A 22,831-nucleotide genomic window follows, 5' to 3' on the forward strand; every position below is an offset into this window, starting at 1 on the left:
AGTACCTGCTGGAATTTTTGTTGTCAGTTGTCCAACTTTAGGCGCTTTGAAGCAGTGAACCAGTAGACCATCGGATTAGTCGAAAGGGTTTCGGGGTTAGTCGTTTCCTTGGCTCACGGATGTTACCTCGGCTGTAATTGTACCGTTTGCAACCCTTGTGGAGATTTGATCGCCAGCTGCAAGGTCTGCTGCGTTGCGGATGATGCGGCCCTGATCATCGCGAACGATGGCATACCCACGCCCCAGCGTGGCTAATGGGCTTACAACGTTGAGCGTGCCTGCGGTGTGTTCCAGTCTGTCCTGAAGCTTTGCCAGGATTCGCTCCATGGCTTTGCCCAGTTGCAAGCAAGAGCGATCAAGCGCTTCGCGGCTGTTGGCAAGTTGTTTGCGGGGGGATTGCATGGCAAGCCGTTGGGTCAGATGCGTGCTTCGCACCTGGGAGCGATCCATGCGTTGCGCTATGGCTTTACCAAGGCGCATCTCCAGGTCGTCCAGCCTCTGGGCCTTCTCCAGCAGCTCACGCCTTGGATCGCGCAAACGCGCAGAGAGATGCTCCAGTTTTGTATTCAGACGCTGAAGGGCTCGTCTGGTAGCGTTGGCTAGCCGGAACTCGCAATCATTCACCTGCCGGAGCATGTCGTTTTGGTCGGGGGAGATTTTTTCGGCAGCGGCCGACGGTGTCGGTGCCCTCAAATCTGCCACAAAATCTGCAATGGTAACGTCTGTTTCATGGCCAACGGCGCTTACGGTGGGTATGGCGCAGGCTGCAATGGCTCGTGCAACGGCTTCTTCGTTGAAACACCAGAGGTCTTCCAGAGAGCCACCACCGCGCCCAATAACCAGAACATCGGCCACACCGTGGGCCTGGGCCAGTTCAATTGCACGGGCAATTTCTGCCGTTGCCGGCTTGCCTTGCACGGTTGTGGGGTAGAGGGTGACCGGTATCGCAGGGCAACGCCTTGCCAAAACGGTGAGAATATCGTGTATGGCGGCACCGGTAGGGGAGGTGACCACACCAATGTGGGTCGGCAAGGTCGGGATCGGCTTTTTACGGCCCACCTCGAACAATCCTTCTGACTGCAGCTTGCGTTTTAACTCTTCAAATGCCTGTTGCAGTGCGCCAAGGCCGGCGGGCTCCATGTGTTCAACAATTATCTGAAAGTCGCCCCGGTTTTCGTACAGGGTTACCTTGCCGCGAATGCGAACCTGATCGCCTTCCTTTGGTAAAGGACGAATGCGCTGGTTCAGCCCCCGGAACATGGCGCAGCGAACCTGGCATTTCTGGTCCTTCAGGGAAAAATACCAATGCCCGGAAGACGGCCGGGAAAAGCCTGACAGTTCACCCTCAACCCACACCTGCATGAAGCTGGATTCCAGCAGGTGTCTGGCCTGATGGTTCAACTCACTGACGGAGAGGGCCCTGGGCCGAGTGTCCGGAAACACGTTTTTCACCAAAAACTCCTAACCGGCTTATACGCAATAGCCGAAAAATTTGAGTGTAAATTGCTGGAATTTCAAACGCATGCGGTAAGTGACAGGAAATTGTGCAGTTTACTGACCTGCGACACCTCTTTATAATAGGCCGATTACGCATTTTACTTTGCGGCTGCACCCTTTTTAGTCATGGGTGCTCCCCGGAAGGTTTAAATTTAGCACGTTCAAAAGGCCGATCCCAATGCTGCGAATTGTCGAAGAAGCTCTCACATTTGATGATGTTCTGTTGGTGCCCGGTTACTCCGAGGTTCTACCACACCAGGTGGACCTGCGCACCAAACTTACCCGGACGATCACGCTGAACATTCCGCTGGTGTCTGCGGCCATGGATACGGTAACCGATGCAGAGCTGGCAATTGCCATGGCCCAGGAGGGCGGCATAGGCATCATGCACAAAAACATGAGCCCGGACTATCAGGCTGCGGAAGTGCGCCGAGTGAAAAAGTTCGAAAGTGGCGTGGTAAAGGACCCGATTACTGTTAGCCCGAAAAACACCGTGCGTGAGCTGGTGGAAATCACCATGGCCAACAACATTTCCGGTTTGCCTGTGGTTGATGGCACCGAACTGGTTGGCATAGTGACTGGCCGCGACATTCGTTTTGAAAGCAGTATGGATACACCTGTACACCAGATTATGACACCGAAAGACAAACTGGTGACCGTGCAGGAAGGCGCAAGCCTCGACGAAGTCAAAGAACTGCTGCATCGCCATCGCATTGAAAAAGTGTTGGTGGTTAATGCGGATTTCCAGCTTCGCGGCCTGATTACCGCTAAAGATATTCAAAAGTCGAAAGACTACCCGATGGCGTGCAAAGACAGTCAAGGGCGTTTGCGTGTGGGTGCTGCCGTTGGCACCGGCGGCGACACTGAAGCACGCATTATTGCACTGGCCGATGCCGGCGTGGATGTGATTGTTGTAGACACAGCTCATGGTCACTCAAAGGGTGTCATCGATCGCGTTCGCTGGGTTAAAAAGCACTATCCGGATCTTCAGGTGATTGGCGGTAACATTGCTACCGGAGAAGCGGCTGTCGCATTGGCTGACGCGGGAGTGGATGCTGTTAAAGTGGGCATAGGCCCGGGCTCCATTTGTACTACCCGGATTGTGGCTGGCGTAGGTGTGCCGCAGATTTCTGCCGTTTCCAGCGTTGCTGAAGCACTGAAAGACCGTGATATTCCAATTATTGCGGATGGTGGCGTGCGCTTCTCCGGCGATATCTCCAAAGCGATTGTTGCGGGTGCCCACTGCGTGATGATCGGCAGCTTGCTGGCGGGAACCGATGAGGCGCCTGGCGAAATCGAACTCTATCAAGGCCGAAGTTACAAAGCCTACCGTGGTATGGGGTCGTTGGGCGCTATGGGGCAGGGGTCAAGCGACCGTTACTTCCAGGATGCCAGCAAAGGTATTGAAAAACTTGTGCCGGAAGGTATTGAAGGCCGTGTTGCCTGCAAAGGCCCCATGCGCAATATCATCCATCAGTTGATTGGCGGCCTGCGTGCATCCATGGGTTATACAGGTAGCGCGAACATGCCTGAAATGCGCACCAAACCCAAGTTTGTTCGCATTACCGGTGCTGGTATGCGTGAAAGCCACGTGCACGACGTAACCATCACCAAAGAAGCGCCAAACTACCGCGTTAGCTGAGAACAGACTGCCTGAGTGCGGCTCGGATTTGAGCCGCACAGCTTATTTTTTTCGAGGACTCTATGGCCAATAACATTCACGACCACCGTATCCTGATTCTGGATTTTGGTTCTCAGTACACTCAGCTGATTGCACGCCGTGTGCGCGAAATAGGTGTTTACTGCGAAGTTCGCGCGTTCGATATCACAGATGAAGAACTCAAAGAGTTCAACCCGAAAGGCATTTTGCTGGCTGGTGGTCCTGAATCGGTTACAGAGCTGGATTGCCCGCGCGCCCCGGACGGGCTGTTTGAGCGTGGCATTCCGGTATTGGGTATCTGTTATGGCATGCAAACCATGGCCGAACAGCTAGGTGGCCGGGTTGCAAGTTCTGAAAAGCGTGAATTTGGCTATGCCCAGGTAAAAGTGCGCGCCAAAGGCCCGCTGCTACAAGATATTACTGATCACCTTACGTCAACGGGCGATTCCCTGCTCGACGTGTGGATGAGCCATGGTGACAAGGTTGTCGCTATGCCAGAGGGCTTTGAGCTGCTGGCCTCAACAGAAAGTGCGCCTATTGCGGCCATGCAAGACGTGTCTCGCAACCTTTACGGGCTGCAATTCCACCCGGAAGTGACCCACACCCTGCAAGGCAAGCGCATTCTTGAGCACTTTGTACTGTCCATTTGTGGCTGTGAAGCTTTGTGGACCCCCGCCAAGATCGTTGATGATGCTGTCGCCAAGATTCGCGAACAGGTGGGTACTGACAAAGTTCTACTGGGCTTGTCTGGCGGTGTGGACTCCTCGGTCACAGCGGCGCTGTTGCACAAGGCGATTGGCGACCAGCTTACCTGCGTATTCGTTGATAACGGCCTGCTTCGCCTGAACGAAGGTGATCAGGTAATGGATATGTTCGGCAACAGCATGGGTGTAAAAGTCATCCGGGCCGATGCGGAAGATCTCTTCCTTGCCAACCTCAAAGGTGTTAGCGACCCGGAGCAGAAGCGCAAGGTTATTGGTAACACCTTTATTGATGTGTTCGATGAAGAAGCCGCCCGTATCAAGGACGTAAATTGGTTAGCCCAGGGCACCATCTACCCGGACGTAATCGAGTCAGCCGCATCCAAAACCGGCAAAGCTCATGTGATCAAGTCCCACCACAACGTGGGTGGACTGCCGGAAACCATGAAGCTGAAGCTGGTAGAGCCCCTGCGCGAACTGTTTAAAGACGAAGTACGCCGCATTGGCCTTGAACTGGGTCTGCCTTACGACATGGTGTATCGTCACCCCTTCCCGGGGCCAGGTTTGGGCGTGCGCATACTGGGTGAAGTGAAAAAGGAATACGCTGAAATTCTTCGCCGCGCCGATGCCATCTTCCTTGAAGAGCTGCACCGTGCAGATTTTTACCACAAAACCAGTCAGGCGTTTGCCGTATTCCTTCCGGTGAAATCTGTGGGTGTTGTGGGCGATGCCCGTCGCTATGAGTGGGTGATTGCACTGCGCGCCGTTGAGACCGTAGACTTCATGACAGCTCGTTGGGCGCATCTGCCATACGAACTTCTGGAAACCGTGTCTAATCGCATTATCAATGAGATCAGTGGTGTATCACGGGTGACTTATGACGTGTCTTCCAAACCGCCGGCAACTATAGAGTGGGAGTAAAAAAGAGCCGAACAGCTCTTGATTCCTGCCCTTGATCAGATCACCGATAACAAAATACCCGGCACAACTGTTCCGGGTTTTTTTATGGGTTATATTCGCGGGCAAATTTGTCGTGATATGCATTAACCTGAGTAGAGTGTGCATACCTGGTGAGTTGTTCGTTGGCTGAGTGTCGACTAAAATTATTTTTATACTTCGACTACGCTTGCCTTGCGAGCCCTGCACTGGTTGATTATCAGCGGCGTGGCTGCCTGTTTCCAAAGCAGGAATAGATTCAATACCGATGAGCGAAGCATTGTTGTTCGCTTGCAGCTTTTCAATTTCAGGCAGCATATCCAGGGACCGTAAACATGAACGGTGATCGCACAGTATTGTCTCTAAAGCACACGCTATTGCCGTGTCTGAAAAAAATATCTCTGGGTCTGATGTGCCGGTTGCTTCCAGCAATAATGTTGGTACTTGGTGGCTGTGCCTCACTGCCGAATGACGCTCAACGAACAGAGTCCTATGCATTGGAAAATACAGAAGACACCCATCTGGGCAGGTCCCTTGCTCCGCTGTTAGCTCAGCACCCCGGCCTGTCTGGTTTTAATATTCTTTCCTCGGGGCAAGATGCTCTGGCGGCTCGGATAGCCTTGATTCAGGCCGCTCAACGGTCACTCGATCTCCAGTATTACATTTGGCACGATGACCTGGCTGGGCGGGCCCTGCACAATCAGTTACTGGAGGCAGGCGACCGGGGTGTTCGCGTGCGCCTGCTGCTGGACGATATGGATACTGCCGGCAAGGAAACTATACTGTTCGCCCTTGATGCCCACCCGAATATTGAAATCCGCCTTTACAACCCCTTCAAATATCGCAAAAGGCGGGCGATGGATTTTCTCGTACGGCCCTTCCGCGTTAATCATCGCATGCACAACAAGGCGCTTATTGCCGACAACCAGGCCGTCATCCTTGGTGGTCGCAACATAGGTGATGAGTATTTCAGTGTTTCTGAGGATGTAGTGTTTGATGACGTTGATGTCATGGCTGCAGGAGGCATCACCCAGGAAGTTTCCTCTTCGTTTGATCAATACTGGAACAGTCCCTGGGTACTACCTCAGGCAGCGTTTGTGCCCGATGACTACAACGGAGTAGAAGGGCTGCAGGCTCTGCGCCTGCGTTCAGAGAAGTATTGGCGTGATGCCCAGGATTCAAAGTATTCAGAGTCGCTCAAGCACACCCGGATCTTGCAGTATGCCAATGTTGGTGAACTCCCGATTATCTGGAGTCGTTGGGTTTTTGTTGGTGACGATCCCGGTAAGCTTGAAGCGGTCAAGTTGACCAAAGATACCTATCTGGCGCCGAATCTGAAAAGAGCTTTTGATGGGGCGACCAAAGATTTGATCATCGTTTCTCCCTATTTTGTTCCTGGCGATGCGATCAAGGAATATCTAATAGACAAGGTGTCTTCAGGGGTGCGGGTGCGCATCCTTACCAACTCATTGGCGGCCACAGATGTGTCGATGGTGCATGCCGGGTACATGGGGTACCGCAAGGATTTGCTGGAAGGCGGAGTGGAGCTTTATGAATTCCGGGCGACCCAATCGGCCGAAGAGAAGCGAGAACATGGTTGGATTGGTTCCTCTCAGTCGAGCCTGCATGCAAAAAGCTTTGCCTTTGATGAGCACTATATTTTTGTCGGATCGTTCAACCTGGACCCGCGCTCGATATCCTTGAACACGGAACTCGGCGCCTACTTTGAGGCCCCGGATTTCGCCGCACAGTTTTCACGTGAGTTTGATCAGAAAGTACTGAAGGTGGCCTATCGGCTTGAGTTGGAAGAAGGCCAGCTGGTGTGGACAACCCTGGAAAACGGAACAACGATACGTTTCAACAAGGAGCCTGACACCAGCTGGTGGAAGCGTTTCTTTACGGGCTTTATGTCGATCTTTGTGCCAGAGAGCATGCTGTAACTAAACGATCTACATAGAACTCTACGATTTGCCCAGGGATCATATTCTTACAATGATCCCTGATTAACAGATCGAGAGTACCGCAGTTTTTGTTTCGTCAGTTTTCAGTCCTTATTCGGCAGTCAGTAACATCTTGATCGCCTTCTCCTTCGCCGCTTCAGCAAAGATATCGTAGGCCTTTTCGATGTCGTTGAGTTTGAAGCGATGAGTGACCAGATCCTCGGGCTTCACGCCGCCGCTCTCCACCACTTTCATCAGAACCGGAATCGTATCTGTGTTCACCAGCCCGGTTCGCAGGGTAATGTTCTTTATCCACAAATCCTGCAGCTTGAACTCAACGCTCTTGCCATGCACACCGATGTTGGCCACATGGCCGCCCGCGCGGACAATGCTCTGGCATATATCGAAGGTTTCGGGGATGCCGACCGCTTCCATAGCTACGTCTACACCCTCACCATTTGTCAGTTTTTTGATGGCCTCAATGGGGTCCCGGGAAATGGTGTCAGTGGCGCCGAGCATTTTGGCCATGGCCAGGCGATTTTCGTCCGGGTCGACCATGATGATCCGCGCTGGAGAATAAAAGCGTGATGTCATCAAAGCAGCAAGACCTATAGGGCCAGCGCCGACGATAGCCACTGTGTCTCCGAGTTTTACCTCGCCGTTCAGCGCGCCAATCTCGTGGCCTGTGGGAAGGATGTCGCTGAGCATGACGGCTGCAGCGCGGTCCATATCATCGGGCAGCAGGTAAAGGCTGTTATCCGCATGTGGTATGCGCACGTATTCGGCCTGGGTTCCGTCGATCAGGTGGCCGAGAATCCAGCCTCCATCGCGGCAATGGGCATAGATACCACGTTTGCAGTAGTCACATCGGCCACAGGAAGTGACGCAGGAGATCAGCACTTCGTCTCCAACCTTGATGTTGCTTACCCCTTCACCTACCTGCTCAACAACGCCCAACCCCTCGTGCCCAAGAATGCGGCCGGGCGTTACTGCAGGCACGTCGCCTTTCAGTATGTGAAGGTCTGTGCCGCAGATGGTTGTGTGGGTGATGCGAACCACCGCATCCGTGGGGTTTTCAATCATTGGCTTCGGTTTATCTTCCCAGCTGCGCTTGCCGGGCCCGTGAAATACCAGTGCTTTCATGACACTTTCTCCTTTGGAGGTTCAAAACTGCCAATACCAAGTACTGCTGCTTCAACCTTGCACGGGCGGCATGAAGGGCGCTTGATCCACATCAAAATCCGAGCCGATGCGTGGGTTGTATAAAAGATAGTGACTGATTACTATCTTTTATATCGAGTAATTTAATGAAGAGAAGATAAAATGGCGCTGCGGCAGCTTGGTAACAGAAAGGCGTTGGCTCTGGTTGGCCTGATTGGGGGCGTTCTTCTGATTGCGCTTCTGGTTTTCTTGCGCGAGGGGCCGGCTCACAATGAGACCAGCTCCCAGCCTCTGCACCTGACCGTTATTGAGGTGCAGCCAATGCCGTTCAAGCTGACGGCGCGGGGCTTTGGTATTACTCGCCCGGTACAAACCTGGCAGGCTGTGGCCAATGTCGCCGGGCGTGTTGTGCATCGTCATCCGGAGCTGAATAGCGGTACATTACTGCCGGCAGGCACATTACTTTTGGCGCTGGATCCAGGTCGCTACCAGTTAGCAATAGCAGAGACGGAAGCCGAGTTGGCATCCCTGGCGGCAGAGCAAGCCAAGCTTGCGGCTGAAGCGCAAAATACCCGCCACCTGATACAGCTGGAACGCGAGCGGCTGGCCTTGTCTGAAGGCGAACTCAGCCGTATTGAGCGACTTCTTAAAACAGGTGCCGTGTCCCGATCACGCCTTGATGAACAGTTGCGCGCAACGCTTTCACAGCGCCAACTTGTGCAGTCTTTGGATAACCAGCTTTCGCTGTTGCCGTCGCGGCAGCAGTATCTTGATGCCCAGATACAGCGCGCAAATACACGCATGGAGCAGGGGCAGCAGGATCTTCAAGATACCCGCTTTATTGCCCCCTACGATTTGCGTGTTCGTGCCGTTGAGGTAGAAGAGCATCAATACGCGGGCCTCGGGCAACCGCTGTTTCTTGCTGACGGGATTGAGCAGGCTGAAATAGAAGCGCAGGTGCCACTCACTATGTTGCGCAGGCTCATGTCCGCGGTATCAAAGCCCGATAATTCCCAGGAACCTGCACTGGATATCACCGAGAAGTTCGAGTTTTTGGCCATCCAGAGCGAGGTGCAGTTGACAGGTTTTCCTGCCGTGCGCTGGCCCGCAACTGTCAGCAGGGTAGCCAGTGGTCTGGACCCCGGCACGCGTAGCGGGCGAGTCGTGGTCACCGTGGACCAGCCATACAGCCTTGTGCAATTACCCGAGCGCCCCGCACTGCAGCGTGATATGCACGTTCAGGTCAATTTTGCAGCCGATAGCCCAACGTCCATGCTGGCGGTGCCTTCCTCTGCGCTGCACCAGGGTGAGGTGTACATTCTGGGTGAGGACAACCTTCTGCAGCGGCGCCCGGTTGAGGTGGCCTTTGAGCAGAATGGTCTGGCGGTGATTGAAAGTGGGTTGGCGGCCGGAGAGCTGCTGATCACAGACGACCCTGTGCCTGCGATTACAGGCATGAAGGTTGAGCCCCATCGCAATGAGGACCTTGAGAAACACCTGCAGCGACGTGCACTGGGTATAGCACAATGATCCGCTGGTTTGCTGGCCATCCGACAGCGGCTAACTTGCTGCTATTGCTGATGTTGGCGGCAGGTTTGTTTGCAGCGCCAACGCTCAAGCGCGAAACCTTTCCTGATTATCGCCCGGTTGAAGTCAGTATCGATGTTGTCTATCGCGGCGCCAGCGCGGCAGACGTTGAAGATGCGGTCTGTCGTCGCTTGTACGATGCCGTCAAAGGCGTGGATTTTCTCGATGAAATTGAGTGTGTGGCGCAGGATAATCTTGCCCGTGCAACAGTCACTATGGAAGCGGCTGGGGACTCTATCCGCTTTCTCAGCGATATCGACACTGAAGTTAATGCGCTTACGGATCTGCCAGCGAGAGCTGAAAGGCCGGTAGTTCGGGAGCTTCATCGCAGTGATCTGGTAGCCGCCGTTGCTGTTTATGGCGACATGGCAACTAATCAGCTCGAAGACTACGCACTGCAACTTGAAGAGCGCATCATGACGCTGCCTGGTGTGGCTCAGGTAACTCTGCAGGGGCTTTCCCAGCGGCAGTGGCAGGTTGAGGTGCCACGGGCCGTGCTGGCTCAATATGGGTTATCGGCCAGCGATTTGGGGCAGCGCCTCAGGCAACAGAGCATCGATGTGCCGCTGGGCACCCTGGAAACTCCGGACCGCGACATATTGCTGCGCTTTACAGACCAGCGGCGCAGCTTGCAGGAGCTTGCAGACCTGGTGGTGGTCTCAGGCAGTGGCGGTGGCGAGCTCACCTTGGGGGAGATCGCAACACTGCGGGAAACCGGCGAACGGCCTGAGGCGCAGATCTATTTCAATAACCAGCGCGCGATCGTACTGGAAGTCAGCAAGACACTGCAGGATGACTCGCTAAATGTGCTTGAAGAGCTGACAACCCTGATAGACACAGAGCGCCAGCGTATCGACGGGCCATTGCAACTAACGCTAACCCAGAACATGACCAGCATCGTGCGTGAGCGCTTGGAGATGTTGGTCAGCAACGGTATCGCGGGGCTTGCCTTGCTGATTGTTGTGATGGGGATGTTCTTTCGCCCACGCCTGGCTCTGTGGGCGGTGCTGGGTCTCCCCGTTGCCTTTATGGGCGCCTTCTTTGTGATGAGCCTGAGTGGCTTGTCGTTGAACATGATTACGCTGGTGGCTCTGCTGATGGCGATTGGTATCGTGATGGACGATGCCGTTGTGATTGCCGATAGCATCGCAATGCAAGCGAAAGCGGGAGCCTCACCACTGGATGCCGTGGTTGAAGGCACTCGACAGGTGCTGCCGGGCGTTGTGTCGTCCTTCCTGACAACCGTGTGGGTATTTGCGCCTTTGGCGTTTCTTGTGGGCGAATTGGGCGCGGTACTTAAAGTATTGCCGGTGGTATTGATTGCCGCCTTGTTTGCCAGCCTTATAGAAGCGCTTTGGGTTCTTCCTCATCATCTCAGGGGCAGTATTTTACCCTTGCAAGCCAGCACTCAGTCCCGTTTCCGGACAGCGTTTGAGCGACACTTTGCTGTGTTTCAGGAGCGCGTTGGCAGGCTCGCAGACAAAGCGGTTAGCTGGCGTTATGCAGTGCTGGGTGGTGTGTTGCTCGTATTGTTGGGTACGGCGGGCTTCATGGCTGGCGGCCATGTCAGCACCGAAGCCATGCCAGATCTCGACGGCGATACTCTGGAAGCCCGGATTCTCTTACCCCAGGGAACACCGCTGGCCCGTACAGAACTTGCTGCAACCCGGATAGCAGATGCCATGTGGCACCTCAATGATGTCTATACCCCGGAACAGCCAGATGAGGCTCCGCTGGTTGATGCCATTCAGGTTCGCTTCAATTACAACCCCAGCGCCCGGGAGGCGGGCGCTCATGTTGCAACGGTCATGGTTGATCTATTGAGCGCCGAACGCCGAACCATGGACCTGAATGAGCTGACCGTCGCATGGCGCAAGCAGATAGGTGATATCCCGGGGCTGTCCAGCCTGATCATTCAGGAGCCTGGCTTTGGCCCGGCGGGAATACCCATTGAGGTTCGCCTGAAAGGCGCGGATCTGGCAGATCTCAAAGCGGCGTCGCTGGATGTGAGTGAGCATCTGACCGGCTATGAGGCTGTCTATAACATCATCGACGATCTGCGCCCCGGCAAACCTCAGCGAACATTCACCCTGACAGATGGCGCACTGGCATCAGGGCTGACTGCCGAGATGGTCGCTTCGCAGTTGCGTGCGGCCTTTCTTGGGGAAATTGTAGATACCCAGCGCATTGGCAGGCGCGATGTGGACATATTGGTACGCCAAGGGGAAGAAGACAGATCCAGCCTCGAAGACCTTGCCGATCAGACCATTTTAATGCCCGATGGTCGTCAGATGCCGCTGGAAGTTGTGGCGAAAATACACGACCAGCGCGACTGGGCCATGATCACACGGGTGGGTGGCCAACGTACCGTGACAGTTCAGGCCAATGTGGACGCCCGCGAAGCCAGTGCCCAAGCGGTTGTTAATGATATGAGCGGTCAATGGCTGACGGAGTTCAAGCAGCGCCACCCGAATGTTGATATCAGCTTTGAGGGGCAGGTTGCCCGTTCCGCAGAAACCGGCGGTTCCATCGCGAGGGGATTGCTGATTGGGCTGCTGGGTGTGTTCGTTATACTGTCATTTCAGTTCCGCAGTTACGCCGAGCCGCTTATCGTGATGCTGGCCATCCCGTTGGCTTTTGTGGGCGCCTTGTGGGGGCATGTGCTGCTGGGTTGGTATATTTCAATGCCGTCAATGATTGGGGCCGCCTCGTTAGCCGGCATAGTCGTTAACGATTCCATCCTGCTGGTCCAGTTCATCAAGGAACACCGTAGCAAGGGCATGAGTGCAATTGTTGCCGCAGGGCAGGCCAGTCGCGACAGGCTTCGGGCCATTCTGATTACGTCTATCACCACCATTGCAGGTCTATTACCCTTGTTGGCCGAAACCAGCGTTCAGTCAGCGGCAATAAAACCTCTGGTGATTTCCGTGGTCTTCGGTTTGCTGGCCACTACCGTGCTGGTGCTGGTGATGATTCCTGCAGTGTACGTGCTGTTCGATGACTGGGGCTGGACAAGTAAAGAGCCTGCTAAACCGGAATAATTGTTAGCGATTTTCAGAGAGTGTGATGCAAAAAACCAGACAGAAGAACCTTCCAGCCGACGAGCGCAGAAACGTTACAGTTGAGGCTGTTATCGACCTTGCTGCAACGACAAACCCTGGCGACATAACAACGGCAGCTATCGCCAAACACATGAAGCTGACACAGGGAGCGTTGTTCAGGCACTTTCCGAACAAAGAGGCTATCTGGGCGTCGGTTATGCAGTGGGTCGCTGAGCGCCTGATGTCGCGCATTGAGAAAGCTGCAGAGGGCATTGACTCACCTCTTGAGGCAATGCGGGCCATGTTTCTGGCTCATATCAATTTTGTTTCAGCGCACCCCGGTGCACCACGGATGCTATTTGGCGAGCTTCAGGGGGCCAAATCGACACCGGCAAAGCGCTTGGCGCATGAGTTGCTCAAGCAGTATGCGGAGCGCTTGCACCGACTTATTGAACTGGCGAAGGAGAGCGGAGAGTTACCACAAAACCTGGATAACCATGCAGCCGCCATCCTGTTTATTGGCACTATTCAGGGGTTGATCATGCAATCGCTGATCTCCGGTGAGATGGAACAAATGCGAAGAGACGCGCCCGGCGTGTTCTCCATATACCGGCGCGGTATTGCAAACGTCGAATAGGGCGAAAGCAGGGGATGCATATGCGGATCGCTTGGTAAAAAAACCGAATAATGGTATTTTCGTGGCGCTTTCTGGCCTGGCCAGTATCATATTTGTACAGGGCGCTATCAGCAGAGCCGCGTTTATGCCGGATATACACAACACTGACGAGTACTGGATGGCCCGTGCGCTTACTTTGGCAGCCCGCGGGGCTTCCGTGGGCGAGGTGCCCGTTGGTGCGGTTGTTGTCCGTGATGGAAAAGAGCTGGGCACCGGCTTCAATGTGCCAATTACCGGCTGCGACCCCACTGCTCACGCAGAGATCTGCGCATTACGCGATGCTGCAGCTCGGGAAGGGAATTATCGTCTTACTGGGGCAACGCTTTATGTCACCCTGGAACCCTGCACTATGTGCGTTGGCGCCATAGTGCACAGCCGCATCAGTCGTCTTGTTTATGGTGCTCTTGAGCCCAAGGCTGGCGCGGTTGAATCCGCCCGGCGCACTCTGGATGAACCTCAGCTGAACTGGCAAGTGGAAACCACGGGTGGCATCTTGCAGAATGAGTGCAGCCAGATAATCAGCGACTTTTTCAGCCGTAGACGGGCCGAAATCCGGCAGCGGCGCAAACAGAATTCAGGGGAGGAGTAGTTCTGCATGAAAGTATTAGTAACCGGCGGTGCCGGGTATATTGGCAGCCATGTGGTGCGCCAACTGGCCAAGGCCGGTCATGATATTGTCGTTTTTGATAATCTCTCAACAGGTTACCGCTGGGCAGTCACTGCCGGTGAGCTGGTTGTGGGTGACCTGGCTAACGAAGACGAGATTGACCAGGTGTTTGCCAGCCACCAATTTGAAGCAGTACTGCACTTCGCTGCGAACATCGTTGTACCCGAGTCTGTAACCAACCCGCTCAAGTATTACAGCAATAACACTCGCAATACCCTGAACCTGCTGAAGGCTGTTGATAAGTATAAAGTGCCGTACATGGTATTTTCCTCAACCGCCGCAGTTTACGGAATGCCGGAGCAGACCGTTCTCACGGAAGATTTGCCCCTTGCCCCCATCAACCCCTATGGCGCATCCAAGATGATGAGCGAGCGGATGATCATGGATCTGGCAGCCGCTTCTGGCCTTAACTATGTTGTGCTGCGCTACTTCAATGTGGCTGGTGCCAATCCGGATGGCCTACTGGGTCAGGCAACGCCGGAAGCGACTCACCTGATCAAAGTGGCCTGCGAATGCGCAACCGGGCAGCGAGACGGCATGAGCATCTTCGGCACAGATTATGACACCAGCGATGGCACCTGCGTGCGCGATTATATTCATGTGGAAGATCTCGCCAGTGCCCATGTAATGGCGCTGGATTATATGGCCGGTGGTGGCGAGTCTAAAGTTATGAACTGCGGCTATGGCCGTGGGTTTACCGTTCGCGAAGTGATTGATGTGGTCCGTAAACTGTCCGGTGTGGATTTCCCGGTAACTGAAACGGGCCGCAGAGCCGGTGACCCCGGAGCACTGATGGCGGATAATGCACTGATTAAAAAGACCCTTGGTTGGCAGCCTGTCTACGATAATCTGGAAACGATTGTTGGTACTGCGCTGGCCTGGGAAGCGATCTGGCAAAAGAAAAAAGATGCGGTTGGCCAGCACTAAACTGTTTTTAAATTAAAATATCGGGATTTAACGGATGAAAATAACGATTTTTGGTACCGGATATGTCGGGCTTGTTACCGGAGCGTGTCTGGCAGATGTTGGCCATGAAGTACTTTGCATGGACGTTGATCAGGCCAAGATCGACAAGCTGAAGAATGGCCAGATACCTATTTTTGAGCCTGGGCTGGATAACATCGTAAAACATACTGTGGAGGCCGGGCGCCTGGCGTTCACAACGGATGTTCAGGAAGCCGTTAAGCACGGCACGCTTCAGTTCATCGCAGTCGGTACACCACCGGATGAAGATGGCTCTGCAGATATGCAGTATGTAACGGCCGTCGCCAAGTCTATCGGCCAGTACATGGACGATTACAAGGTTATTGTGGACAAATCCACAGTACCGGTTGGTACAGGCGATAAGGTGGCTGCTGCCGTTCGTGCCCAGCTTGAAAGCCGTGGTCTTGAGCTTGAGTTTGATGTGGTTTCCAACCCGGAGTTCCTCAAGGAAGGCGCGGCGATCAACGATTTTATGAAGCCGGACCGCATCGTCATAGGTACAGACAGCGAAAGGGCTGCAGACCTGCTGCGGGAAGTGTATTACCCATTCAACCGCAGCCATGATCGTATGATTTTCATGGATATCCGTTCGGCAGAACTGACCAAGTACGCAGCCAACTCCATGCTGGCAACCAAGATCAGCTTCATGAACGAGATTGCGAACCTGGCTGAGCGCTTGGGCGCCGACATTGAAGCGGTCCGTCGTGGCATAGGTTCAGACCCCCGAATCGGCTACCACTTCATCTATCCTGGTTGTGGTTACGGTGGCTCGTGTTTCCCCAAAGATGTTCAGGCGCTGGCCCGGACCGCTGCAAACTCCGGGTACGATGCCCGTTTGCTCAATGCTGTAGAAGCAGTGAACTACGCTCAGAAACATGTACTGTTTGACAAGATCAGCCATTATTTCGATGGCGACTTGAAGGGTAAAGTCGTGGCAATTTGGGGGTTGGCTTTCAAGCCAAATACCGACGACATGCGCGAAGCTTCGGCACGCACGTTGATGGAAGATCTCTGGAAGGCCGGTGCTACTGTTCAGGCGTTTGATCCTGAGTCCATGGAAGAAACCCAACGCATCTACGGTGATCACGAAGGTTTAACGCTTTGCGGTACAAAAGAGCAGACACTTCGCGGTGCAGACGTGCTGGCGATTTGTACGGAATGGAAAGAGTTTCGTTCTCCGGATTTCGATGCCATCAAATCAACACTGCGCGAGCCTGTTATATTTGATGGTCGAAATCTTTACGAGCCGGAAATACTGGATCGCCACGGATTGGTTTACTACGCCATCGGTCGCGGACGCAATCAATTCCAGTCGAAGTAATCCGTCAGGCAGGAGCCCGGTGATGACTCAGGATCAGGAATTTCATCTTCATGAGCGGCTGGCTGCCGATACCGTCAGCCTTGGCCGTAGCAGTCTGTGCGAAATCAGGCTGATGAACGATAGAACCTGGCCCTGGGTTTTGCTGGTGCCGGCGCTGGTCGGCATTCGCGAGATCTACGAGTTAAGCGCAGAGCAGCAGCATCAGTTGATGCGCGAATCCTCAGCCCTCAGTCGTGGGATGATGCTAGCCTTCGGTGGTGACAAGATGAACGTGGCCGCCCTCGGGAATATGGTTCCCCAGTTACATTTACATCACATCGTCCGTTTTGAGGGTGATCCTGCCTGGCCGGGGCCTGTGTGGGGTAAGCAGCCTCCGGTACCTTACGAAGAGTGCGAGCTGGCGGAAGTCAGGCGCTCTTTTGCAGCTGTGTTGTCTGAAATCGGCGCCAGCTGAGCATATTTGTTTGCTGGCGGTCTTTATCGTATAGATGCGTGCCGGGCCATCATTTGTGAGCCGATCAAAATCATCCTGAGCTCGGTCTTCAGCTTGACTTTTAATTCCTCCCGCTCTTTCGGCGTAGCATCCAGCGCGTCTGCTCCCTGGTTGAATACCAGTGTTACCATAGCTTCAGCGACCATTCGTGCATCAGACAGGGGTTTGTTCTGTTCTTCCGCAAATCGTCGTAAGTCGTCGGCCAGTTCTGTTACGAAATGATCAATTTCGGCTTTGATAGCCGTCCGAAAGGGTTTGGAGCCGCCCGTGCGCTCCCGGAGCATCAGCCGGAAAAGGTTGGCGTTTTTGCCAAGATACTCCATGAACGTTTCTACAGAGGTTGAAATGGCACTGCCATCCCGGGCGATCCGCTTGCGGGCCTGGCGCATCAACTGCCGCAAAGCCACTCCGCCTTCGTCTACCAATACCAGCCCCAGTTCGTCCAGGTCGACAAAATGGCGATAGAAAGATGTCGGCGCAATGCCAGCCTCTCGCGCTACTTCCCGAAGGCTGAGGCTTCCGAATCCACGGTCCGGGCTCAATTGGGCAAGGGCCGCATCCATAAGGGAGCGCCGGGTGAGGAGTTTCTGCTCGGCTCTGGTTGACAAGGTTGGGGCTCCAATAACTCATGAATGCTGTAGTCTAGCGGTCTGTTAACCGGGAGGGAACCTTTGAAGAAAGTCTGCATCCGGGTGTTTGCAGTTTTTGTTCGGAGGCTAAACAGGCCTGATTTTCGCCGCCATTATGTTTATAATAGGCGGCTTTTAAACTTTATTCTCAGACACCAGACACTACGGGAACCGGTATGCGCAGTCATTATTGCGGTGGGATCAACGAATCTCACATTGATCAGGAAGTTACACTTTGCGGATGGGTACACCGCCGCCGTGACCATGGTGGGGTTATCTTCCTGGATCTGCGCGACCGGGATGGTATTTCCCAGGTGGTTGTAGACCCGGATACACCCGAAAGTTTCGCCCTTGCCGAGAAAGTGCGCAGCGAGTACGTGGTGAAGATCAAAGGCCTGGTGCGTCGTCGCCCTGCAGGCACTGAAAACAGCAACATGCCCACGGGCCAGGTTGAAATGCTCGGTAAAGAGGTCACCATCCTGAATGCCGCGGCAACGCCTCCGTTCCCGCTGGATGAGCATGTGGATGTCGGAGAAGACGTGCGTTTGCGCTACCGCTTCGTGGACTTGCGCCGTCCGGAAATGCTGAACCGCTTGCGTTTTCGCTCACGGGTAACCAGCTATATCCGTAACTACCTCGACAGCAACGGCTTTATGGATGTGGAGACCCCCATCCTGACCCGTGCCACGCCGGAAGGCGCCCGCGACTATCTGGTGCCCAGCCGTACCCACGAAGGGTCATTCTTTGCGCTTCCTCAATCGCCCCAGCTGTTCAAGCAGATGCTGATGGTGTCGGGTGTGGATCGCTATTACCAGATTGCCAAGTGTTTCCGTGATGAAGATTTGCGTGCCGATCGCCAGCCTGAATTTACCCAGGTCGATATCGAAGCATCCTTCATCAACGAAGAAGATTTGATGAACCTGAACGAGGGCATGATTCGTGCTCTGTTCAAGGATGTTATGGATGTTGAGCTGCCAGCGTTCCCGCGCATGCCTTACGCAGAAGCAATGGATCGTTTCGGTAGCGATAAGCCTGATCTTCGCATTCCCTTGGAACTTCAGGATGTGGGCGATCTGGTGGCCGGTGTTGATTTCAAGGTATTCGCCGGCCCTGCTAATGATCCAAAAGGTCGTGTTGCCGCTCTGCGCGTGCCCAAGGGCGGCGAGTTGAGCCGTAAGCAGATCGACGAATACACCAAGTTTGTTGGTATTTACGGTGCAAAAGGCCTGGCTTACATCAAAGTGAACGAGCTGGCCAAAGGCGTGGAAGGTTTGCAGTCGCCTATCGTCAAGTTCCTGGGCGATGATGTTGCCATGGCTGTTATCGAACGCACCGGCGCAGAAGACGGTGATATCGTATTCTTCGGTGCCGATAAGACTACCGTTGTAAACGAAGCGCTTGGCGCGCTGCGTATTCGGGTTGGCCACGACCTGAAGATGCTGACCTGCGAGTGGGCACCTATGTGGGTGGTGGACTTCCCGATGTTTGAAGTTCTGCCGGATGGCGGCCTGACTGCTATTCACCACCCGTTCACGGCACCAAGCTGTAGCCCGGAAGAGTTGGCTGAAAATCCCGAAACTGCCTTGTCACGTGCCTACGACATGGTTCTTAACGGAACCGAGTTGGGTGGTGGCTCTATTCGTATTCACAGTGACACAATGCAGAAAGAAGTCTTCCGCATTCTGGGCATTGGTGAAGAAGAGTCTCGCGCCAAGTTCGGATTCCTGCTCGATGCACTCAAGTACGGTTGCCCGCCACATGGTGGTTTGGCGTTCGGCCTTGATCGCTTGATCATGCTTATGACCGGTTCCAGCTCCATTCGGGACGTGATCGCCTTCCCGAAAACCCAGAGCGCAACCTGTCTGATGACTCAGGCACCGGGCGAAGTAGATGAAAAACAACTGCGTGAGCTTCATATTCGCCTGCGCAAGCCAGTAAAGCCCGTTGAAGGCAATGTGCCAATCTCTGGCGAAGAGTAAAATTTAAGGCAATAACAGGGCTCTGATGTGGCAATTATTCTGGGTGTCGACCCCGGCTCAAGGATCACCGGTTACGGTATTATCCGCGTCGAGGGTCGGCACATAGAGTATATCGACAGTGGTTGTATCCGCATGGGTGAACAGCCCATGCCGGAGCGCCTGAAGATCATCTTTCAGAGCCTGGTAAGCCTGATCACTGAATTTCAGCCGCAGGAGTTTGCCATCGAGCAGGTTTTTATGGCTCGAAATCCGGATTCAGCTCTCAAGCTTGGACAGGCCCGTGGAGCGGCGATTGTTGGTGCCGCAACCAGTGGGCTGGCGGTACACGAGTACTCTGCCCGACAGGTCAAGCAGGCTGTGGTTGGCAAGGGCAGTGCCGAAAAATCCCAGGTACAGCACATGGTTCAAGTGTTGCTGTCACTCTCCCGAAAACCCCAGGCAGACGCCGCGGACGCATTGGCTATTGCGTTGTGTCACGCACACATGAATCAAAGCATACTGAGAGTGGCAAACGGTGCGGGTAAGGCGCGCAGCGGGCGCGTGCGACAACAATAAACTGCTCTACGGAGCGGCAGGAGGCAATCCTTGATAGGTCGTATCCGAGGTATTCTGGTCGAAAAAACACCCGGGCAAGCATTGGTAGAATGTGGCGGTCTGGGTTACGAAGTTGATATTCCTTTCACTGCTTTCTATCACCTGCCAGAACCCGGGCAGGAAGTTACCCTTCATACACATTTTGTGGTTCGAGAAGACGTTCAAAGCCTGTATGGGTTTGCCTCAAGGCTTGATCGGGACCTGTTTCGTTTGCTGATCAAGGTGAACGGTGTTGGTCCGAAGATGGCCGCCGGCATACTTTCAGGGTTGGAGGCGCAGCAGTTCATACACTGCGTGGAGGCTCGCGACATCAAGTCATTGGTGAAGCTGCCTGGTGTTGGCAAGAAGACAGCTGAGCGTCTGCTGATTGAGATGACAGACCGCATCAAACAGCTTGAAGGGCAGTTTATACCTGCTTCTGCAGGTGCCGAGGGCGGTCTTGCAGACCCGGCTCAGCTTACAATTACCTCACACAACCCTGCCGACGAAGCAGAGGCCGCACTCATAGCGCTTGGGTATAAACCCCAGGAAGCTGCACGGGCGATTAGCAAGGTGGCAGAAGAGGGGATGACCAGCGAGGCGCTGATTCGTCTGGCTCTGCGCAACATGATTCCTGCTTGATGACGTGACTTTAATATGTCGCCTGTATGGCGCCAAACCTGTAGAGAGCGTAACGTGACACGCAGGTGGCTGTTTGTACAATTGGGTCACTTTTTGGTTTTAAGTGGCAATCTATTGATTCCCGATAAGCGGATAAGTTCATGATTGAATCCGACCGACTGATCTCAGCCAGGGCCGGTGATAACGAAGAGGTTCAGGATCGCGCTATCCGGCCAACGTTGCTTGCGGAGTATGTTGGGCAACCCGCGGTGCGGGAGCAAATGGATATCTTTATCTCGGCGGCTCGCGGTCGTCGGGAAGCCCTGGATCATGTTCTGATCTTCGGGCCTCCGGGGCTGGGGAAAACTACGTTAGCCAATATCATTGCCAATGAAATGGGTGTTTCAATAAAGACAACGTCCGGGCCGGTACTTGAGAAGGCCGGAGATCTTGCTGCAATGCTAACCAATCTGGAAGAGGGTGATGTCCTCTTCATTGATGAGATTCATCGCCTCAGCGCTGTGGTAGAGGAAATACTGTATCCGGCGATGGAAGACTATCAGCTGGATATTATGATTGGCGAGGGGCCGGCAGCCCGTTCGATCAAGCTTGATTTGCCGCCTTTTACGCTGGTGGGCGCAACCACACGGGCTGGCCTGCTAACGTCCCCTCTGAGGGACAGGTTCGGGATCGTTCAGCGACTGGAATTCTATAATACGGCGGATCTCACACACATTGTCAGTCGCTCAGCGCGGCTTTCAGGTGTTGATATGGATGAGGAGGGCGCCTACGAAATAGCGCACCGCTCCAGAGGCACGCCCCGGATAGCCAATCGCCTGTTGCGACGAGTGCGAGACTATGCGGAAGTGCGAGCGGATGGGCACATCAACGCAGCGATAGCCGATCAGGCACTGAACATGTTGAAGGTAGACAGCCAGGGCTTTGATCACATGGATCGGCGATTGCTACTTGCGATGATTGAAAAATTCGACGGCGGGCCAGTGGGTGTTGAAAGCCTTGCAGCAGCGATCAGTGAAGAGCGCGGAACGATCGAGGATGTTCTTGAACCGTTTCTGATCCAGCAGGGCTTTATGGTGCGCACACCCCGTGGTCGCATGGTTACTTCCCATGCGTATCAGCATTTTGGCATTGTGCGGGAAGCACCGGATGCACCCGCTTCAGAAGGGGGTGCTCTTTGAGCGAGAGCGAAGCAGCGGCACCCTTCAGGTTGCCAATCCGCGTATACATTGAAGATACAGACGCTGGCGGCATTGTTTACCATGCCCGCTACCTGCATTACATGGAGCGCGCACGCACCGAGTGGGTGCGAAGTTGCGGAATAGGCCTTCGGGCCGGGTTGGCTGACAACATAAGTTATGTTGTGCAACGTTTGTCGATTCATTATGTCTTGCCAGCTGTGCTTGACGATGAGCTTACTGTCACCGCAGAACCAGTGGCCTTTGGCCGCGTCTGGATGGATTTCAGGCAGCGGGTGGTGCGGGCAAAGGACGGCAAGCTGCTGTGCGAAGCAAGCGTAAGAGTTGCTTGTATAGCCCTTGATAGCGGGCGACCAAGGCGCTTGCCTGAAAACATGCTGGAGCTGTTGGGCAGTAATTGCCCGACGCTTTAAAAACGAAACAAAACACGAAATAACCCAGGAGTAAGTGGTGGATTCGGAACTGTCAGTCTGGAGTCTGATTGCAAATGCCGGTGTGTTGGTTCAGCTGGTTATGTTGTTACTTGCCGCTGCATCGGTAATGTCCTGGGCGCTTATTTTTCAGCGCTTGCAGGTATTTCGTAAAGCCCGGCAGGCACAGTTGGCGTTTGAAGAGCGCTTTTGGTCTGGCATGGATCTGGGGCAACTCTATCGTGAAGTAAACGCCGAACCCACTCCTTTCTCGGGCATGGAGGCCTTGTTCCGTGCCGGGTTCAAAGAGTTCTCCCGACTGCGCCAGCAGAGCCGTGATGCCGATGCAGTGATGGAAGGTGCGCAGCGCGCCATGCGAGTGGCTTTCTCCCGTGAGCAGGAACGGCTGGAGACCCACTTGCCGTTTTTGGCAACGGTTGGCTCTACGAGCCCTTATGTTGGTCTGTTTGGTACCGTGTGGGGCATTATGAACTCGTTCCGCGGGTTGGCCCAGGTTCAACAGGCCACGCTTGCAACGGTTGCTCCGGGCATATCGGAAGCTTTGATTGCAACGGCCATGGGTTTGTTCGCAGCAATTCCCGCCGTTATCGCGTACAACCGGTTTTCCGCCAAGTCAGACGCCCTGCTCAAAAACTACGAAACCTTTGCGGAAGAGTTTTCCAGCATTCTGCATCGCCGTGTACACAGCGCCGAGAAGGGCGCAGCCTGATGACATTT

19 protein-coding genes are annotated in these 22,831 nt (G+C 54.3%); 16 read left to right on the top strand and 3 right to left on the bottom strand.

What is annotated here, in order from left to right; all coding sequences use genetic code 11:
• Positions 1–96 precede the first annotated feature (96 nt).
• Positions 97–1,452 carry an exodeoxyribonuclease VII large subunit gene (gene xseA / locus FFI61_RS04610; protein WP_200369418.1) on the bottom strand — a complete coding sequence of 452 codons (1,356 nt, stop codon included), beginning with the start codon at positions 1,450–1,452 and terminating at the stop codon, positions 97–99.
• Positions 1,453–1,675: 223 nt separating this feature from the next.
• On the opposite strand from xseA, the gene guaB reads away from it, so the two are divergent.
• The 3 genes from guaB (at position 1,676) to FFI61_RS04625 (ending at position 6,734) form a co-directional block, all read left to right on the top strand.
• Complete coding sequence (gene guaB / locus FFI61_RS04615; RefSeq protein WP_200369419.1) at positions 1,676–3,139, top strand: IMP dehydrogenase; 1,464 nt, start codon at positions 1,676–1,678, stop codon at positions 3,137–3,139.
• Between the two features lie 62 nt (positions 3,140–3,201).
• Entirely contained in the window at positions 3,202–4,779 is a 1,578-nt protein-coding gene (guaA, locus tag FFI61_RS04620; protein ID WP_200369420.1) for a glutamine-hydrolyzing GMP synthase, read from the top strand.
• A 350-nt stretch (positions 4,780–5,129) separates the two neighbouring features.
• A complete protein-coding gene (locus FFI61_RS04625) occupies positions 5,130–6,734 on the top strand; it encodes a phospholipase D family protein (RefSeq protein WP_200369421.1) in 1,605 nt (534 codons plus the stop codon).
• 111 nt (positions 6,735–6,845) lie between these two features.
• Here FFI61_RS04625 and FFI61_RS04630 read toward each other — a convergent pair whose 3' ends face one another.
• Positions 6,846–7,877 carry a zinc-dependent alcohol dehydrogenase family protein gene (locus FFI61_RS04630; protein WP_200369422.1) on the bottom strand — a complete coding sequence of 344 codons (1,032 nt, stop codon included), beginning with the start codon at positions 7,875–7,877 and terminating at the stop codon, positions 6,846–6,848.
• 180 nt (positions 7,878–8,057) lie between these two features.
• Between FFI61_RS04630 and FFI61_RS04635 the strand changes: the two genes are divergently transcribed.
• The 7 genes from FFI61_RS04635 to FFI61_RS04665 all read left to right on the top strand — a co-directional run bounded on the left by FFI61_RS04635 (position 8,058) and on the right by FFI61_RS04665 (position 16,625).
• The gene (locus FFI61_RS04635; protein ID WP_200369423.1) at positions 8,058–9,425 is read left to right on the top strand and encodes an efflux RND transporter periplasmic adaptor subunit; all 1,368 of its coding nucleotides are present in this window, start codon (positions 8,058–8,060) and stop codon (positions 9,423–9,425) included.
• A complete protein-coding gene (locus tag FFI61_RS04640; RefSeq protein WP_200200911.1) occupies positions 9,422–12,523 on the top strand; it encodes an efflux RND transporter permease subunit in 3,102 nt (1,033 codons plus the stop codon). Before FFI61_RS04635 ends, FFI61_RS04640 begins: the two co-directional genes overlap by 4 nt.
• Before the next feature lie 25 nt (positions 12,524–12,548).
• Positions 12,549–13,160, top strand: coding sequence for a TetR/AcrR family transcriptional regulator (locus tag FFI61_RS04645; RefSeq protein WP_200200910.1), 612 nt, complete (start codon positions 12,549–12,551; stop codon positions 13,158–13,160).
• 124 nt (positions 13,161–13,284) lie between these two features.
• Positions 13,285–13,788 carry a tRNA adenosine(34) deaminase TadA gene (gene tadA / locus FFI61_RS04650; protein ID WP_200369614.1) on the top strand — a complete coding sequence of 168 codons (504 nt, stop codon included), beginning with the start codon at positions 13,285–13,287 and terminating at the stop codon, positions 13,786–13,788.
• Positions 13,789–13,794: 6 nt separating this feature from the next.
• A complete protein-coding gene (gene galE / locus FFI61_RS04655) occupies positions 13,795–14,793 on the top strand; it encodes a UDP-glucose 4-epimerase GalE (protein WP_200200908.1) in 999 nt (332 codons plus the stop codon).
• A gap of 34 nt (positions 14,794–14,827) precedes the next feature.
• Positions 14,828–16,171, top strand: a complete 1,344-nt coding sequence (locus tag FFI61_RS04660) for a UDP-glucose dehydrogenase family protein (protein ID WP_200200907.1) — start codon at positions 14,828–14,830, stop codon at positions 16,169–16,171.
• A 22-nt stretch (positions 16,172–16,193) separates the two neighbouring features.
• Positions 16,194–16,625: an HIT domain-containing protein gene (locus FFI61_RS04665; protein ID WP_200369424.1), complete on the top strand. Its 432-nt coding sequence runs from the start codon at positions 16,194–16,196 to the stop codon at positions 16,623–16,625.
• 23 nt (positions 16,626–16,648) lie between these two features.
• Here the strand turns inward: FFI61_RS04665 and fabR are convergent, their stop codons facing one another.
• The gene (gene fabR / locus FFI61_RS04670) at positions 16,649–17,272 is read right to left on the bottom strand and encodes an HTH-type transcriptional repressor FabR (protein WP_200200905.1); all 624 of its coding nucleotides are present in this window, start codon (positions 17,270–17,272) and stop codon (positions 16,649–16,651) included.
• Between the two features lie 197 nt (positions 17,273–17,469).
• On the opposite strand from fabR, the gene aspS reads away from it, so the two are divergent.
• From aspS to tolQ, 6 genes are all read left to right on the top strand, one after another.
• Entirely contained in the window at positions 17,470–19,272 is a 1,803-nt protein-coding gene (gene aspS / locus FFI61_RS04675; RefSeq protein ID WP_200369425.1) for an aspartate--tRNA ligase, read from the top strand.
• Between the two features lie 27 nt (positions 19,273–19,299).
• Entirely contained in the window at positions 19,300–19,827 is a 528-nt protein-coding gene (ruvC, locus tag FFI61_RS04680) for a crossover junction endodeoxyribonuclease RuvC (RefSeq protein ID WP_200200903.1), read from the top strand.
• Between the two features lie 30 nt (positions 19,828–19,857).
• A complete protein-coding gene (gene ruvA, locus FFI61_RS04685) occupies positions 19,858–20,487 on the top strand; it encodes a Holliday junction branch migration protein RuvA (protein WP_200369426.1) in 630 nt (209 codons plus the stop codon).
• 140 nt (positions 20,488–20,627) lie between these two features.
• The gene (gene ruvB / locus FFI61_RS04690; protein WP_200369427.1) at positions 20,628–21,665 is read left to right on the top strand and encodes a Holliday junction branch migration DNA helicase RuvB; all 1,038 of its coding nucleotides are present in this window, start codon (positions 20,628–20,630) and stop codon (positions 21,663–21,665) included.
• Positions 21,662–22,096: a tol-pal system-associated acyl-CoA thioesterase gene (ybgC, locus tag FFI61_RS04695; protein WP_200369428.1), complete on the top strand. Its 435-nt coding sequence runs from the start codon at positions 21,662–21,664 to the stop codon at positions 22,094–22,096. The genes ruvB and ybgC overlap by 4 nt, the downstream gene beginning before the upstream one ends.
• A 37-nt stretch (positions 22,097–22,133) precedes the next feature.
• On the top strand, positions 22,134–22,823 hold the full coding sequence (gene tolQ / locus FFI61_RS04700) for a protein TolQ (RefSeq protein WP_200200899.1): 690 nt from the start codon (positions 22,134–22,136) through the stop codon (positions 22,821–22,823).
• The last annotated feature ends 8 nt before the right edge of the window (positions 22,824–22,831 follow it).

Origin of the sequence: Marinobacter sp. DY40_1A1 (assembly GCF_016597815.1) — a bacterium.
In the GTDB taxonomy this organism is placed as follows: domain Bacteria; phylum Pseudomonadota; class Gammaproteobacteria; order Pseudomonadales; family Oleiphilaceae; genus Marinobacter; species Marinobacter xiaoshiensis.

Bases quoted from the DNA above. Each gene is read 5' to 3' on its own strand.
- guaB (WP_200369419.1), top strand. From the start codon at position 1,676: ATGCTGCGAATTGTCGAAGAAGCTCTCACATTTGATGATGTTCTGTTG.
- guaA (WP_200369420.1), top strand. From the start codon at position 3,202: ATGGCCAATAACATTCACGACCACCGTATCCTGATTCTGGATTTTGGT.
- FFI61_RS04625 (WP_200369421.1), top strand. From the start codon at position 5,130: ATGAACGGTGATCGCACAGTATTGTCTCTAAAGCACACGCTATTGCCG.
- FFI61_RS04630 (WP_200369422.1), bottom strand. From the start codon at position 7,877: ATGAAAGCACTGGTATTTCACGGGCCCGGCAAGCGCAGCTGGGAAGAT.
- FFI61_RS04635 (WP_200369423.1), top strand. From the start codon at position 8,058: ATGGCGCTGCGGCAGCTTGGTAACAGAAAGGCGTTGGCTCTGGTTGGC.
- FFI61_RS04640 (WP_200200911.1), top strand. From the start codon at position 9,422: ATGATCCGCTGGTTTGCTGGCCATCCGACAGCGGCTAACTTGCTGCTA.
- FFI61_RS04645 (WP_200200910.1), top strand. From the start codon at position 12,549: ATGCAAAAAACCAGACAGAAGAACCTTCCAGCCGACGAGCGCAGAAAC.
- tadA (WP_200369614.1), top strand. From the start codon at position 13,285: ATGCCGGATATACACAACACTGACGAGTACTGGATGGCCCGTGCGCTT.
- galE (WP_200200908.1), top strand. From the start codon at position 13,795: ATGAAAGTATTAGTAACCGGCGGTGCCGGGTATATTGGCAGCCATGTG.
- FFI61_RS04660 (WP_200200907.1), top strand. From the start codon at position 14,828: ATGAAAATAACGATTTTTGGTACCGGATATGTCGGGCTTGTTACCGGA.
- FFI61_RS04665 (WP_200369424.1), top strand. From the start codon at position 16,194: ATGACTCAGGATCAGGAATTTCATCTTCATGAGCGGCTGGCTGCCGAT.
- aspS (WP_200369425.1), top strand. From the start codon at position 17,470: ATGCGCAGTCATTATTGCGGTGGGATCAACGAATCTCACATTGATCAG.
- ruvB (WP_200369427.1), top strand. From the start codon at position 20,628: ATGATTGAATCCGACCGACTGATCTCAGCCAGGGCCGGTGATAACGAA.